Source organism: Kurthia senegalensis (genome assembly GCF_000285595.1).
In the GTDB taxonomy this organism is placed as follows: domain Bacteria; phylum Bacillota; class Bacilli; order Bacillales_A; family Planococcaceae; genus Kurthia; species Kurthia senegalensis.
This window is the reverse complement of the sequence record NZ_HE611064.1, coordinates 42,915-56,466: the sequence shown is the minus strand read 5'-3', so window position 1 is coordinate 56,466 and position 13,552 is coordinate 42,915. Positions and strand designations below refer to the sequence as shown.

The 13,552-nt window shown below is 37.1% G+C and carries 18 protein-coding genes; 7 read left to right on the top strand and 11 right to left on the bottom strand.

What is annotated here, in order from left to right; translation table 11 throughout:
• The coding region (locus KSHG_RS15750; protein ID WP_010300341.1) for a branched-chain amino acid aminotransferase at positions 1 to 788 on the top strand (788 nt) is incomplete at its 5' end.
• 75 nt (positions 789 to 863) lie between these two features.
• Here the strand turns inward: KSHG_RS15750 and KSHG_RS18585 are convergent.
• The gene (locus KSHG_RS18585; RefSeq protein WP_187119959.1) at positions 864 to 2,345 is read right to left on the bottom strand and encodes a hypothetical protein; all 1,482 of its coding nucleotides are present in this window, start codon (positions 2,343 to 2,345) and stop codon (positions 864 to 866) included.
• 131 nt (positions 2,346 to 2,476) lie between these two features.
• Complete coding sequence (locus tag KSHG_RS00595) at positions 2,477 to 3,727, bottom strand: LysM peptidoglycan-binding domain-containing protein (protein ID WP_010300333.1); 1,251 nt, start codon at positions 3,725 to 3,727, stop codon at positions 2,477 to 2,479.
• 290 nt (positions 3,728 to 4,017) lie between these two features.
• Here KSHG_RS00595 and KSHG_RS19050 point away from each other — a divergent pair, with 290 nt between their 5' ends.
• The 3 genes from KSHG_RS19050 to KSHG_RS00585 all read left to right on the top strand — a co-directional run bounded on the left by KSHG_RS19050 (position 4,018) and on the right by KSHG_RS00585 (position 5,960).
• A complete protein-coding gene (locus KSHG_RS19050; RefSeq protein ID WP_315970492.1) occupies positions 4,018 to 4,698 on the top strand; it encodes an MFS transporter in 681 nt (226 codons plus the stop codon).
• Positions 4,698 to 5,294, top strand: a complete 597-nt coding sequence (locus tag KSHG_RS19045) for an MFS transporter (protein WP_315970491.1) — start codon at positions 4,698 to 4,700, stop codon at positions 5,292 to 5,294. The genes KSHG_RS19050 and KSHG_RS19045 overlap by 1 nt, the downstream gene beginning before the upstream one ends.
• A 96-nt stretch (positions 5,295 to 5,390) precedes the next feature.
• A complete protein-coding gene (locus KSHG_RS00585) occupies positions 5,391 to 5,960 on the top strand; it encodes an undecaprenyl-diphosphatase (protein WP_010300331.1) in 570 nt (189 codons plus the stop codon).
• A gap of 88 nt (positions 5,961 to 6,048) precedes the next feature.
• On the opposite strand, the gene KSHG_RS00580 is transcribed toward KSHG_RS00585, so the two are convergent.
• The 3 genes from KSHG_RS00580 to KSHG_RS00570 all read right to left on the bottom strand — a co-directional run bounded on the left by KSHG_RS00580 (position 6,049) and on the right by KSHG_RS00570 (position 7,838).
• Entirely contained in the window at positions 6,049 to 6,783 is a 735-nt protein-coding gene (locus KSHG_RS00580; RefSeq protein WP_010300328.1) for a glucose 1-dehydrogenase, read from the bottom strand.
• An 84-nt stretch (positions 6,784 to 6,867) separates the two neighbouring features.
• Complete coding sequence (locus KSHG_RS00575; protein ID WP_010300324.1) at positions 6,868 to 7,494, bottom strand: TetR/AcrR family transcriptional regulator; 627 nt, start codon at positions 7,492 to 7,494, stop codon at positions 6,868 to 6,870.
• An 86-nt stretch (positions 7,495 to 7,580) separates the two neighbouring features.
• Complete coding sequence (locus tag KSHG_RS00570; protein WP_235728323.1) at positions 7,581 to 7,838, bottom strand: hypothetical protein; 258 nt, start codon at positions 7,836 to 7,838, stop codon at positions 7,581 to 7,583.
• 161 nt (positions 7,839 to 7,999) lie between these two features.
• Here KSHG_RS00570 and KSHG_RS18180 point away from each other — a divergent pair, with 161 nt between their 5' ends.
• Positions 8,000 to 8,158 (top strand): hypothetical protein, encoded by a 159-nt coding sequence (locus KSHG_RS18180; RefSeq protein WP_154646859.1) that lies wholly within the window; start codon positions 8,000 to 8,002, stop codon positions 8,156 to 8,158.
• Between the two features lie 23 nt (positions 8,159 to 8,181).
• Here KSHG_RS18180 and KSHG_RS00560 read toward each other — a convergent pair whose 3' ends face one another.
• On the bottom strand, positions 8,182 to 8,976 hold the full coding sequence (locus tag KSHG_RS00560) for a TrmB family transcriptional regulator (RefSeq protein WP_010300319.1): 795 nt from the start codon (positions 8,974 to 8,976) through the stop codon (positions 8,182 to 8,184).
• Between the two features lie 88 nt (positions 8,977 to 9,064).
• Here KSHG_RS00560 and KSHG_RS00555 point away from each other — a divergent pair, with 88 nt between their 5' ends.
• A complete protein-coding gene (locus KSHG_RS00555; protein ID WP_010300315.1) occupies positions 9,065 to 9,832 on the top strand; it encodes a sulfite exporter TauE/SafE family protein in 768 nt (255 codons plus the stop codon).
• A gap of 68 nt (positions 9,833 to 9,900) precedes the next feature.
• Here KSHG_RS00555 and KSHG_RS00550 read toward each other — a convergent pair whose 3' ends face one another.
• Both KSHG_RS00550 and KSHG_RS00545 read right to left on the bottom strand, forming a co-directional pair.
• Positions 9,901 to 10,290: an NUDIX hydrolase gene (locus tag KSHG_RS00550; protein WP_010300312.1), complete on the bottom strand. Its 390-nt coding sequence runs from the start codon at positions 10,288 to 10,290 to the stop codon at positions 9,901 to 9,903.
• 64 nt (positions 10,291 to 10,354) lie between these two features.
• Positions 10,355 to 10,780: a hypothetical protein gene (locus KSHG_RS00545; protein WP_010300310.1), complete on the bottom strand. Its 426-nt coding sequence runs from the start codon at positions 10,778 to 10,780 to the stop codon at positions 10,355 to 10,357.
• 176 nt (positions 10,781 to 10,956) lie between these two features.
• On the opposite strand from KSHG_RS00545, the gene KSHG_RS00540 reads away from it, so the two are divergent.
• The gene (locus KSHG_RS00540; RefSeq protein ID WP_010300307.1) at positions 10,957 to 11,190 is read left to right on the top strand and encodes a hypothetical protein; all 234 of its coding nucleotides are present in this window, start codon (positions 10,957 to 10,959) and stop codon (positions 11,188 to 11,190) included.
• Between the two features lie 33 nt (positions 11,191 to 11,223).
• On the opposite strand, the gene KSHG_RS00535 is transcribed toward KSHG_RS00540, so the two are convergent.
• The 3 genes from KSHG_RS00535 to KSHG_RS00525 all read right to left on the bottom strand — a co-directional run bounded on the left by KSHG_RS00535 (position 11,224) and on the right by KSHG_RS00525 (position 13,542).
• Positions 11,224 to 11,649, bottom strand: coding sequence for a DUF5391 family protein (locus tag KSHG_RS00535; protein WP_010300303.1), 426 nt, complete (start codon positions 11,647 to 11,649; stop codon positions 11,224 to 11,226).
• 815 nt (positions 11,650 to 12,464) lie between these two features.
• Complete coding sequence (locus tag KSHG_RS00530; RefSeq protein ID WP_010300300.1) at positions 12,465 to 12,710, bottom strand: hypothetical protein; 246 nt, start codon at positions 12,708 to 12,710, stop codon at positions 12,465 to 12,467.
• A gap of 106 nt (positions 12,711 to 12,816) precedes the next feature.
• On the bottom strand, positions 12,817 to 13,542 hold the full coding sequence (locus KSHG_RS00525) for an exonuclease domain-containing protein (protein ID WP_010300297.1): 726 nt from the start codon (positions 13,540 to 13,542) through the stop codon (positions 12,817 to 12,819).
• Between the last annotated feature and the right edge of the window lie 10 nt (positions 13,543 to 13,552).

Here is a 13,552-nt window from a genome sequence, read left to right as displayed (position 1 = left end):
GCTTAAATCGCTCTGCTGAAAGGCTTTGCATTCCCCCAATCGATGAAACATTTGCACTTGTAGCGTTAAAACAACTCGTTTCAATTGACCGTGATTGGGTTCCGCAGCAACCTGGTACATCGCTTTACATACGCCCTTTCATTATTGCGACAGAGGCGAGTTTAGACGTCGATGAATCGACGGAATATCAGTTCGTTATCATTATGTCCCCTTCCGGTTCTTACTACAAAGAAGGCATTAATCCTGTCAAAATTATGGTTGAAGAAAAATACGTACGTGCTGTAGTTGGCGGGACTGGCGAAGCTAAAACAAGTGGCAATTATGCCTCTAGTTTAATTTCTTCAAAAGAAGCGCATGCGCGTGGTTTTTCTCAAACACTTTGGTTAGATGGCAAGGAAAATAAATACGTAGAAGAAGTCGGTTCGATGAATATTTTCTTCAAAATAGAAGGGAAAGTCATCACGCCCGCTTTAACAGGCAGTATTCTTCCTGGCATTACGCGGGAATCGATGATTCACGTATTAAAACAAAACAATATCCCGATTGAAGAACGCGCCATTACCATTGATGAAATTATTCAAGCACATGATGCAGGTACGCTCGAAGAAGTATTCGGCACCGGAACAGCTGCTGTCATTTCGCCTGTCGGACGTCTTCTTTGGCAAGGAGAAGAACTTATTATTCATAATGAAGAAATCGGAGAAACCGCACAATTTTTATATGATACGTTAACAAATATGCAAACCGGTCGATTAGAAGCCCCGCTTAATTGGACAACTCGCATTTAATAGTTTACATAATATAAATATGTAAACTATTAAAATAAGCCCTTGAAATCTTTTTTGATTTCGAGGGCTTATTCGTTATATTCGATTTATTTTTGCGATTTTTTGGAATACGATTTTCCGTAAATTATGAATATGGATCGGCGTTACATGCTCATTGCGTTGCATGAAAATGAGTAATTTATATTGTTTTTCTGTTAGGATTCGGCGTCGTTTTAAATAATCAAGTGCAATCGTCGGATGTGCAAATCCTTTACTGTACGGTTCAATCCGCAGCAATTCTACGACGATATTTTGTGTGAGTTGCTGTACACATTCCATTCTCTTCTCTTGATCGTACACGTAAAAAGGCTGTTCTAATTCAAAAAACTGCCATAAAATGTGTTTCCATTCAATCGTTTCAAAAGTAACATCGGCTAACGTATAATGATATGTTGATAAATAATCGTGCATAAATGGTCGATAGTCCCCTGCTGCATCATACCCCCGACGATCGTAACCCATTTCATTAAAGCCTTGTTCATTGAACCCTTCGTCATCATAGCCTAACCGATCGAATCCATCTTCATTATATCCTGTTCGATTGTAGCCATCTTTCGCATAGCCTAATGCATCATAGCCAGACGCATCGAATCCCGCTTCATTAAAGCCTTGTTCATTGAAGCCACCTCTGTCTAAATGATCGCGATTGTACCCACTTTGATTGTAGCCATCTTTACCAAAACCTGCTTCATCCCAAAATGTCCCATTTCGATGTAAGCCATTTTCTGAGAAACCATTTTCTGCAAACCCAAAACGATCGATGCCAGATGTATTGAAGCCGTGCTGATTATAACCAGACATATCGAATCCGTCTTCGTTATATCCTTTTTTATCGTAGCCAAGCGCGTCAAATCCACGCACATCATAACCTTTCTTATTATACGTTGTCCCATTTTCATGAATCCCTGCTTCATTAAACCCTTTTTTATTAAAACCGGCTCGATTATAACCTGCTTTGTTGAAGCCTTTTTTGTTGTATCCTTCATCATCAAATTTCGTCGTATTCGTATGACGTCCTTTTTTATTGAAGCCTCTTGCATCATATCCCGCTTCGTTATACCCTTTTTTATTAAAACCCTTTGCATCATAGCCAGACATGTCATAACCAAATTGATTAAACCCCTGTTGATTAAATCCATGTACATCATATCCAGTTTCGTCATAAAAAGTTCCGTTCCGGTGGTTCCCAGACAAACTGAAACCTTGTTCATTGTAGCCATATTCATCAAAGCCTTCTGAATTAAATCCAGATACATTGTATCCTTTACGATTAAACCCATTGTGATCAAAGCCTCTTACATCATAACCTTGACGATTAAATGCGGTGCCATTTTTATGAATGCCACTACGATTAAATCCATTCCGATTGAATCCTTCAAAATCGTAGCCACTCACGTCATAACCATCTTCATCGTACGGCGTTTGGTTTTCATGCCTTCCTCTTCGGTCAAATCCACGTGCATCATATTTCCGCACATCTCTCGTAAAACGAACGTCTTTCCGTCGTTCTGCTTCCATATCATCACCTACCATTTTTTCTTTTATCTCTATTATAGGCTATACATGCCTATTTCAAAAAAATATGTATTTTTCGCTATTAAAAAAGAAAATAAAAAGCGAGAACGTTGAAAATTCTCGCTTTAGGCTTACTATTGAATTTTTATTTTTTGTCCTGTGTACACAAGACTCGTCGTTAATTCATTTAATTGTTTTAATTTCGTTTCTGTCGTCGTAAAAGCACGTGCAATAGATGCTAAAGAATCACCTTGTTGGACCGTATAATAACGTGGCTTAATTTTCGCTTCTTTTTTAGGCATATCTTTTTTCACGATTTCTACTTTAGCTGGAGATGATTTTTTAGTCGCCTTTTTCGTATCTACACGCTTAATCGCTACAATTAACTGTTGACCTTTCGTTAATTTAGCAGTCGTTAACTCATTCCATTCTTTTAAATCATCCGAAGAAACACGGTGTTTTTTCGCAATACTCGTTAATGAATCGCCACGTTTCACTTTGTATTTCTTCGTTGCTTTATAAACCGGTTTCTTTTCAACGATTGCCGCAACCGGCTCTTTTACTGTTGTCGCGACAGTTTCTTTTGAATTCGAATCAATCGAAACGATCAACTCATCTCCAATGGCAAGCAATGTTGATTTCAAACCGTTCCATTCCATCAACTGTTCGACTGTTACATCATACGTTTTAGCGATGCGTGACAATGAATCCCCTTGCACGACAGCAATCACTTTTTTCGCTACGTAGTTTGTCGTTGTCGTCCCATCTTCATTCGTAATGATTGTTTTCCCCGCTACTTGATCAAAACGTGTTAAATCATGCGTATCGATCACATCTTGTAGTTTCGAAGCGTATTGTTGGTCTGTCGCATACTTTCCTTGAAGAACACTTAATGCGTCTTTATATGACATCGTATTCGCTTTTAACGTACCGGCATAATAAGGTGTTGTTGATAGCAAATCTGCATAATCTTGCAGGGATTGCTCATATGAGGCATATTGACGGAAATTGGCAACAGTTTGATACACATCGCCATCTTTCGTTTGTTCTTTTGTAGAGAAAGACGCACTTTGCCCGTTGTATTGCCCTTTAATTCCGAATAAATTGAAGTTAGGTGCACTTGCTAGCCCACTTCGACCATAGTTACTTTCTAGCGCTGCTTGTGCCATCATAACAGAGGCATACAAACCGGCATCATTTGCAATCGTTGCAGCATCATTTGCAATGCTATTCAAAAAAGCATTTGAAGTCAGTGCATCACTTACTTGTTGTTTAGTTACTTCGTTCACTGTCTCCGCCTGAGCGTATGTATGAGACATTGTAGGTGCAGTCATAGTCGTTAAAGCTAAAAGTGTTGCTGTTGCGAGTTTATATTTATAGTTCAAATGGGTACATTCCTTCCATGTAACATTTCTAGTTGCTTCCATGTGAGCCGATGAACAATTCACATGTATCGATAACGTAATTCATAATAACACTAATCGTCGAAAAAAGTTAACTCTTCTCTACCTGTTTATTGAATTTTTCTAGGAGAAAAAGTCCGACAAAAGACATATACCCTCAAATTAAGTTTTTATACCTATAAAATAAACTTTTAAAAATAAATATTGAATTATTTTGAATTATCTAATAATATTTTCTTCATATACTATTTTTTAAGAAAGCAGGCATACATATGATGAAAAAGATGCACTACAGTTGGATTATTTTAGCGATTAGTTTTTTCTCGATTATTGTCGCTGGAATTATCCGTTCTTCTTCTGGTGTTTTTATCGAGCCTTTTGAACAACAATTCGGTTGGAGTCGCTCGATGATTTCATTCGCTTTTGCTGTCGGCTTATTTTTATACGGCTTTTCAGGTCCTTTTATGGCCGCATTTGTCGAACGATTTGGACTAAAGAAAATGATGATTTATTCAATGGCACTTTTAGCCGTCGGTTTGAGCTTAACGTTCATTATGACGAAAACATGGCATTTGATTCTCATTTGGGGCGTTATGATCGGCATTGGTTCGGGTTTATTTTTAACCGTTTTAAGTACGCAAGTAGCCAATCGTTGGTTCGTTAAAAAACGCGGGCTCGCAGTCGGAATACTCACAGCCGCTACCGCGACGGGACAGCTCGTCTTACTACCTGTTCTCGCGACGTTAATCGCTCGTTATAATTGGAGCTATGCTATTGGTCTTATTTTATTTTTAAGCATCGTCACACTTTTACTGTTGCTCCTTTTCATGAAAGACTGGCCTGAACAAATCGGGACGAACGCTTTAGGTGAAACATCTACATCGAAAAACAACAAAAGACAACTTCTACGAAGAAAAAAGTTAATCCTTTTAAACTCGTTTGGCTCTCCTTAATGGAAGGTATGAGAAGCCGTGCCTTTTGGTTATTAGCTAGTAGCTTCTTTATTTGTGGCTTATCAACGACTGGTCTTGTCGGTACACATTTTATCGGCTTTTGCATGTCTTACGGTATTCCAATTGTATTAGCCGCATCGATGCTAAGCTTTATGGGTATTTTTGATTTGATTGGGACGACTTTATCAGGTTGGTTAAGCGACCGCTTTGACAATCGATGGTTGCTTTTTATTTATTATGGTTTCCGCGGTTTATCTCTTTTATTACTTCCTCTTGCCTTAGAACAAAATTCGATTCCGTTACTCATTATTTTTTCTATTTTCTTCGGTTTAGATTGGATTGCCACCGTTCCACCAACGATTGGCTTAACACGCCGTGAATTCGGCATGAAAAAATCGGCGATGATGTACGGATGGATGGTTGCCTTTCACCAAGTAGGTGCAGCAGTCGCAACGTATGGTGGCGGTTTATTGTATAGCTTTTCAAATTCATACGTTTCCACTTTTGTCCTTGCCGGTATTTTTTGTCTTTTCGGTAGTTTATTCGTCATTTTGCTTAAAAAACATGATCCTCAAAAAGAAACAATCCTTCCATAGAAACTTTTCCTATGACAGTTTCGTTTACTTTATTGCAAAATGCAATGTATATGCTAAACTGAGTGATTGTATATACTTTAGAAAAGAGGTTATGTTTTGAATTACGATTTATTAAAGTCAATTAATGGACTCGCTGGAGATGGGACGACCTTTTTAGATAAGTTCATGATTGCTACGACAAACGGCGCACTACTCGTTTTTGCGGTGATTCTTGCTTGCATGTGGCTCTTCGGAAATACATATACGAAAAAATCGGCATTGTATGCAGGGATTGCAGGTGTTTTAGCAATCGTGATTAATGTAATTATTGCGCACTTCTATTTTGAAGCACGCCCATTCGTTACACATGCAGACATCAATTTACTCGTTCCACATGACGCCGATGCTTCTTTCCCGAGTGATCATACAGCTGGCGCACTTGGTATTGCATTCGGTTTATTATTACGTCACCGTAAATGGGGCACGCTAGCCGTGTTATTTGGCCTTTTAACAGGTTTTTCTCGTATTTATGTAGGAAACCATTATCCTGGTGATGTACTCGGTGGAATCGTCGTAGGCTTCATTGCAGCAAGTATTATCGTGAGCATTCGCTTCATTATGGAGCCAATTACATCATTCTTCGTTAACATTTGGTATAAGATTCCTTTCATACCTAAAAAAGATTAGTGAAAAACCTTCCCACTTATAAAAAGTGAGAAGGTTTTTTTACGCAAAAAAGAGAAGCCTATAGCTTCTCTTTTATATATAGACGATCTTATTGAGCTGTAAGTCCACCATCTACAACAAATTCTGCACCTGTTGAGTAGCTTGATTCGTCAGAAGCTAAGTATACAACTAATTGTGATACTTCTTCTGGTTGAGAAACGCGTTTTAATGGAATATGTTTTGCGAATTCTTCAATTTTATCTTTTGCATCTTCTTGCATAATCATTGGTGTTGCGATAACGCCAGGGTGTACTGAGTTTACGCGAATACCGTATCCAGATAAGTTAAGAGCTGCTGCTTTTGTCATACCACGAACAGCAAATTTCGTATCTGTGTAACCTACTGCACCACCAACTAAACCGTTAATTGACGAAATGTTGACAATTGAACCGCCACCTGCTTTTTGCATAGAAGCTGTTACTTCACGCATACCTAAAAATACAGAAACTTGGTTGATGTTTACAATTTTCATGTAATCATCTAAAGATAAATCTAAAATGCTTTTCGCATACGTAATACCAGCGTTATTTACTAATACATTTACTGGGCCGAATGTTTCTTCCGCTTTCGCGATTACATTTTTCCAATCTTCTTCTGAAGCTACGTTTTGTTTAACGAAAAGTGCATTTTCGCCTAATTCTTTAGCGAATGCTAAACCTTTTTCTTCGTTTAAATCTGTAAGAACGACTTTCGCGCCTTCTTCAATAAATCTTTTCGCATGAGAAGCACCCATGCCTTGAGCAGCACCTGTAATAATTGCAACTTTACCTGATAATCGAGACATAATTTATTTCCTCCTTATTAAAGTGATAGTCAACTATCACTTTTCATAATTAAAAGTACCATGTTTTTCGTACACAAGTCAAACTTAAGGTCTTACATATTGTAAAAACATATCTTTCAAAAGTTGCAGTTGCTTTTTCGGATTCAAATCAACGGTTAATGTTGGATCATGTTCTACTAGCACCGCTTCTGAAACGAAGTAACTAACATTTTGTACTGCTGTAAATACGAACACTTCTAAATCGATGTCTTTTCGAAAAGAGCCATCTTGCTGTCCATTTTCCACTAATTGTAATAAAACATCTGCAAAATTTCTTCGGATATGTAAAAACATTTGATAATTTTCAGAATCATTTAATACTTCGTCTTTATAAATTTCAAACGTCTTAAAAAATTTAACGAATTGATGCGCAGGCTCATCCGCTAAGTCTATATAATATGTTAGTAAACGATCTAATTGTTCAAAAGCTGTCAAAGATTCGCTGACAATCTGATGAATCGTATTCGTCATCTCTTGCATAATATCATTGTTAACCGCAATAATGAGTTGATCTTTATTTGGAAAATAACGATATAATGTCGCAATCCCCACACCCGCATCTTTCGCAATATCTTGCAACTGCACATTTTGCATACCGTGTAATAAAAACTGTTTTTTAGCGACTGCAATAATGTTATTTCGGCGCTCTCTTTTTTGTTCTTCCCTACTCACCTTTGAGTCACCCTCTTCTAAAAATTGTTCCGACAATAGGAAAAGAAGTTACTTATCTACTAAGTAACTTCTCGTTCTACACATTATTAAAACATAAATACAGATAAAATAGCTAAACCGACGAAAATTCCGATCATATTAATCCATCGCAAATTCGTTTTTTCACGCAAGAAGCCGAATGTTGAAAATACGACACCTATGAAATAAATGAAAAATCCTGCACCTACTGCATACCAATTCGATAAGGCACTAACGCGCAGTGAAGATTCAAATGGTTGTGCTAATAAAAATAAACCTACAAATACACCAATAAAACCAAACCAGTTTAATTTACCTTCCATCATCTATCGAACACCTTCACTTTCTATCCATTTAACAATAGCATAACTCACTTTAAAATAGCGACGAAAAATACACATTGTCACGAATTTGCAACCATTATTCTAAGATGACAGAACATGAGACTAATAGTACAATTACGTTACATACACATAAAGGAGTTAACATGATGACAGAACAAATTACAAAAGAGATGATTCAACAAGAAATCACTCGCCTAGCCTCATTATTAAATGATACGTCTGTAACACCTGAACAATATTTAAAAGAAAAAGAAAAATTAGATCAACTACTTGCCCAGTTCCAAAAACAAAATGGTTTCTAAGCAAGAAACCGCTAACGAATTCGTTAGCGGTTTTTTTGATTAAAGAATGCCTTTCTTTCTTCCTTAATCCAACTGTCTGTTTCTTCATCCATACGATTCACTAATCGGTTCACTAACACATCATGCCAAATATAATCTTCTAAAATGTACACATGCATCGGATCATCCGTTAAAAAAGCCGAACTCCTTTCAGAAACGGGTGACCCATACAAACATTCTTCATGGTCAATTGAAATAATAAACCAATGCGGATTCATCGCTGTTTTCGTATACGTCGTGGAACGATGGTGATCAATCGATTCAATCGTATGCTCTGCTTGAATCGTTAAACCTTTCACACCAATCCGTTCATTCGCTTTCTCGATATGCGGTTGAAGCGTCTCATACATATCTCCCCACATCGAAATTAAAATCGTATGTTGAGCTTTTTCAAGTAAATGAATACAATACTGTACAATTGTTTCTTTCTCTTGTAACGACCGTACTTGTGGTTCGACTGGTGCTTTCTTTTTCCGTTCGAGTTGTTTCAATTGTTCATTTGCTCTCTGTAAATTACGTTCAAAATTTTGAGCTGTTTGCTCAATCAACAAATCAATAGCGATTGCATTGTACAACGTCGCTTTTTCACGTTCGACTTTGAATACGATACCTTTCTCTACTAGTTGGTCCAAAATGCCGTACACTCGTGCACGTGGCACTGTAGAATGTTTACTAACGTCAGAAGCACTCGCAATTCCTAGTTCGACGAGTGAAACAAACACTTTTGCTTCATATTCCGTAAACCCCATATTTTTGAGTTGCATAATTAATTGTTCCATAGCGTCCTCCTTTTAAAATATTATTATGTTCAATCATAACATACTATGTTACTATTACGGTAGTAACACATAAGAAAGGGATGGGAATGTGTTTATAGATATTGATTTTCAATTGTTACTCATACTCGTTTTATTCGGATTTCTAGCCGCTTTTATCGATTCAGTCGTTGGGGGCGGGGGTCTAATCGGCTTGCCTGCTCTTCTCTTCGCTGGTCTTTCACCTGCAGCAGCCGTCGCTACAAATAAATTAGCAGGCACAATGGGCTCTCTGACGTCCGTCATTACGTTCTACCGCTCTGGAAACTTAGACATTTCCTCTGTCAAAAAATTATTTCCAATCGTTTTTGTCGGCTCGCTTTTAGGTGCTTATGCCGTTCACTTAATGGACCCGACAGTGATGAAACCTTTAATGCTCATTATGCTTGTCATCGTTTTAATTTATACGTTATTGAAAAAAGATTGGGGTACGATTTCAACATATGAAAAATTAACGAAAAAACGATACGCTATTTTTTGCATCGTCGTCTTTTTCATCGGAGCGTACGATGGATTTCTCGGACCCGGAACAGGTTCGTTTTTCATCTTCGCTTTCTTAATGATCGGCTACGACTTTTTAAAAGCCGCTACGAGCGCACGTTTTTTAAACTTCGGCAGTAATATCGCCGCACTTTTGTTGTTCGCTTCATTAGGACAAATCAATTACGTATACGGACTTGCCATGGGGGCTGCACAAGTATTCGGTGCCATTGTCGGCACGAAGTTTGCGATAAAACACGGAAGTGGCTACGTACGTATTTTATTTATCATCGTTACCATCGCCCTATTATCAAAAAATACGTACGATTATTTCCATTAAACCATTTCTTCACGAAAAAATCCTAGAATGCATAAACTGCACGCTAGGATTTTTTTATTTCACTCATATTAATTTAATCTTGCTAACCACGGCTTCATTTCTAGTGGGATAAGGTCAATCGATGCGATTTCACCAAGTGATAACCATACCGCTTCATACGAGTTGTGGGCGTTTTGATGTTGAAATTCTTCGCCTTGTCCCGTTCCGAAAACACCATGCTCCTTCGTTGCCGTAAAATAATACTGCGTCCCGTTATACGGCAATGCTAAAACACATTCACCAATGCGAACGTGTACACCTAACTCTTCATACGCTTCTCTCACGGCCGCTTCTTCAATCGTTTCATCGCTTTCTACTTTACCACCGGGAAATGTATAATACGTGCGTCCGTTTTTTCTTCGTTTGATTAGTGCCACTTTATTATTTTCTACTAAGACTACCGCGCTTCGGCTATGCATACGATTTTCCTTTCTTTCAATAAAAAAAGAGAATCCGATTGGATCCCCTTTGATTAAACGAATATTAGTGGTTTGCGTATACTTTAGAAACAGGTGTTTCTTTACCATCTACGTAAATATCAAGTGTTTCTAAGTTTTTAGCGTTTTGGAATTCATATACCGCATCACCATCAGCTGCATCTTTAGCAGCTTCTGTTGTAATATCTACACGGTAGTTTGAGTTACGTGTATCACTTTTTTTCGTAAATTTCATATCTTTAATTTTTACAGCTTCGCCTTCTGCATTTTTAAAGTATAAGTATTGGTTTGTCGCACTTTCGATTACGATTAAGCCACTTTCGTCAGCTTTTTTCGCATCTTGTAAGTACTCAGTAGCAAAGTCAGCTACAGCTGATTCTTTCACTTGTTCAGATGTAACAGCTTTTTCTCCACAACCAGCTAAAATTACAGCTGATAATGCAACCGCAGCGAATAAAGATTTTTTCTTCATATTGTCATCTCCTGAAATGATCTATAATCTATACGACAGCTTAAATTGAACTGTATCGTCTTGACTATTCTACCAAAGAGCAGGTTAAAATTGCAATATACGTATAAAATGTTCATTCAATGTTCTCTTTTACGTGTGATATACTAAAAATAGATTGATTTAAAGGAGTTAATAGTATGGAAACATCCAAAAATCCTAGCGTCTTGACAAACGATGAAAAAAACGTTTATATGTATGCCCTTCGTGATGAATTTAACGGTATGGGAATCGAAGAAGCGAAACAAGATTATTACATTGATAAAATCATCAATTCTACCCCTGAATGTATCGTCCACTTACGCCGATTCGGTGCAATTACGATTTCACGAGAAGTTGTACAACCCGGAAACGTATTTGGTGCTGAACTTTAAAAAAACGCACAAGCGATAAGCTTGTGCGTTTTTTTATCGGTACGATGAATAACTACCATATGTACTTCTTTTTTCTTTTTTCATTAGTAAGAACACTGCAACGAGATTACTTAAAACAATCAGCGCTGTTAAAACGTACAACGTCATGCCAAGTGTTGACGATTCTTTCCCCATTGCATCGATTGCTGAAATGATCCCTAACACAGCAAAGACAACGATGCCTACTAACTTCCAAATAATATGAATCCCTTTTGCGTCCATTGCTACTATGTATAAAACGAGCCCAATAACGAATAATAACACTAAGATGATGATTGCTAACCACATCGCCGGTGAAGCCCATTGATTCGCCGCTTCTCCAGAATGAGAAATCGGTGCTTTCGCTACGGTTAAGACAAATAAAATGCCACAAATAAACGTCACGATATAACTAAATAAAATAATACGCTGTTTTTCCATATACATCCCCTTATCTTTCTCTATGTATCGTATCCATTATATTCTTTTTTGTCAGTATTTGTATACAAAAACTAATAAGTTCTAGAGTACCTTCTTCAATTTATCCGAAAGAAAAGCCTCCTTGGATGCTTTTCTTTAAATACATATTCTATATAATACATTGATATAAATCCCTGTATCTCTATTCCACTCCGAATATAGCGAGCGGCATAACGTCGCTACTTTTTATGACACTTTTAGAAAGAATCGCAAGCAGCACAACCATGACCATTAATAACGCGATTATAACCGGAAAGTGTTTGGACATGTCATCGCTTTGTTCAAATTGCTTTAATTTTGCTTTATAGATTCTTTTATCCTAATCACTTAACGTCTCCGAATACGTACAGTTCATTTGGATTCGTTTACGCTCCTCTTCGTTTGTAACGAAGAATTTTTTTAAGAAATGTATTGAACGCTCGATCCCCTTACCCCATTTTCTCTAAAAAATCTTATCGAAAGGCTTCCCCTTGTTCTTTTTCTTCTTGTTCAAATACGGTACTTTCTCTTTCTATTCGTTGATCCATCTCATCATCTCCAATAATCGAAAGAAATATATATATATAAGAAAAATATGTATATTAATAGGATTGTATGCATTAGATTGATGCCTACTATTTGTCTACAACGAAAAATAGCTATCAACCTATCGAAATGAACAACTCAACTTTCGACATGATCAATAGCTATCGTATTCAGTGCAAAGCACATCATCTGCATTTCCGTTCAACCCTTCAGAATAATAATTTGTTTTTTTATGGCTACGCAGCAATATATTAAACGACTGAGATTTTATGCTCGTACAATTCGCCTGGGAATTCAATTTTTAAAAAGGCCGTCACTTTATTAGCCAATTCTTTCGGAATTTCAAAATGAACATCGTTTAAATGTATTTTTCTTCCTAATGTATAAATACTTTCTAAAAATGATTCAGTTGTATGTTCCATTTGGCTAATTAAATTATCCGAAACATAATCCACGATATAATGTTTTTCACCCTTTGAGACGGTTACATTTAACATATTATCCACTCCTTGTATCAATTTTCAAAAACACATCTACAAATTAGATGATACAAGAATTATAACACGAAATAGAAAAAAGTAAACTTAAAACATATATTACAAGCTAAATTCTTGCGAAACGTTCGTAAATATCTTGTAAATTTTCACAGCCAATCGATGTTGCTTTTTGTGCATACAGTTCCCATAAAATAGCGGTCATTTTTGCGTCTCCTAGCGCATGATGCCGATTTTCAATTTTAATTTGTTGATGTTCACACACATCATCTAATGTAATTAATGACGCATTTCGTTCACAAATTTGAATAATGAATGCCGTATCCACAATACGCTGCTGAAATGGCGTATTTAGTGCTAGTGGAAAATAATGCTTCATAAATGTACGTTCGTGATTCGCATGATGTGCTACGAGCGTACACCCTTCCGTAAACTGCGCGAAACGATATAACGCTTCTCTCAAAGATGGCGCATTGGCTACCAATTTCTCATCAATTCCTGTTAATTGAACGATATTCCGAGGAATTTTCCTCTCTGGTTTTACGACGGTATAAAACGTTTCTGCGAGTCGCTTCGTTCCTTTCATTTTCACTGCACCAATCGATATGATTTCATCGCCTTTATGTGGACGAAATCCGGTCGTTTCTATATCAAATATGACGAGTTCTAATTGCAAAAGAGGCGTTTGAAGCGAACTATTAGGATTCGCCGGTCGCTTTTGTAAATCTCTTAAAAAAGCACGTTGCCCTAAACTTTGTATGTCGTTAATCGTATCAGAATCTTTTCTTCCAGTTAACGTTCGAACGAGTTGTGAAAAATTTTCAAATACATACATATACTTCACC

Bases quoted from the DNA above. Each gene is read 5' to 3' on its own strand.
- KSHG_RS18585 (WP_187119959.1), bottom strand. From the start codon at position 2,345: ATGGAAGCAGAACGACGGAAAGACGTTCGTTTTACGAGAGATGTGCGG.
- KSHG_RS19050 (WP_315970492.1), top strand. From the start codon at position 4,018: ATGATGAAAAAGATGCACTACAGTTGGATTATTTTAGCGATTAGTTTT.
- KSHG_RS19045 (WP_315970491.1), top strand. From the start codon at position 4,698: ATGGAAGGTATGAGAAGCCGTGCCTTTTGGTTATTAGCTAGTAGCTTC.
- KSHG_RS00580 (WP_010300328.1), bottom strand. From the start codon at position 6,783: ATGTCTCGATTATCAGGTAAAGTTGCAATTATTACAGGTGCTGCTCAA.
- KSHG_RS00570 (WP_235728323.1), bottom strand. From the start codon at position 7,838: ATGATGGAAGGTAAATTAAACTGGTTTGGTTTTATTGGTGTATTTGTA.
- KSHG_RS18180 (WP_154646859.1), top strand. From the start codon at position 8,000: ATGATGACAGAACAAATTACAAAAGAGATGATTCAACAAGAAATCACT.
- KSHG_RS00560 (WP_010300319.1), bottom strand. From the start codon at position 8,976: ATGGAACAATTAATTATGCAACTCAAAAATATGGGGTTTACGGAATAT.
- KSHG_RS00550 (WP_010300312.1), bottom strand. From the start codon at position 10,290: ATGCATAGCCGAAGCGCGGTAGTCTTAGTAGAAAATAATAAAGTGGCA.
- KSHG_RS00545 (WP_010300310.1), bottom strand. From the start codon at position 10,780: ATGAAGAAAAAATCTTTATTCGCTGCGGTTGCATTATCAGCTGTAATT.
- KSHG_RS00540 (WP_010300307.1), top strand. From the start codon at position 10,957: ATGGAAACATCCAAAAATCCTAGCGTCTTGACAAACGATGAAAAAAAC.
- KSHG_RS00535 (WP_010300303.1), bottom strand. From the start codon at position 11,649: ATGGAAAAACAGCGTATTATTTTATTTAGTTATATCGTGACGTTTATT.
- KSHG_RS00530 (WP_010300300.1), bottom strand. From the start codon at position 12,710: ATGTTAAATGTAACCGTCTCAAAGGGTGAAAAACATTATATCGTGGAT.
- KSHG_RS00525 (WP_010300297.1), bottom strand. From the start codon at position 13,542: ATGTATGTATTTGAAAATTTTTCACAACTCGTTCGAACGTTAACTGGA.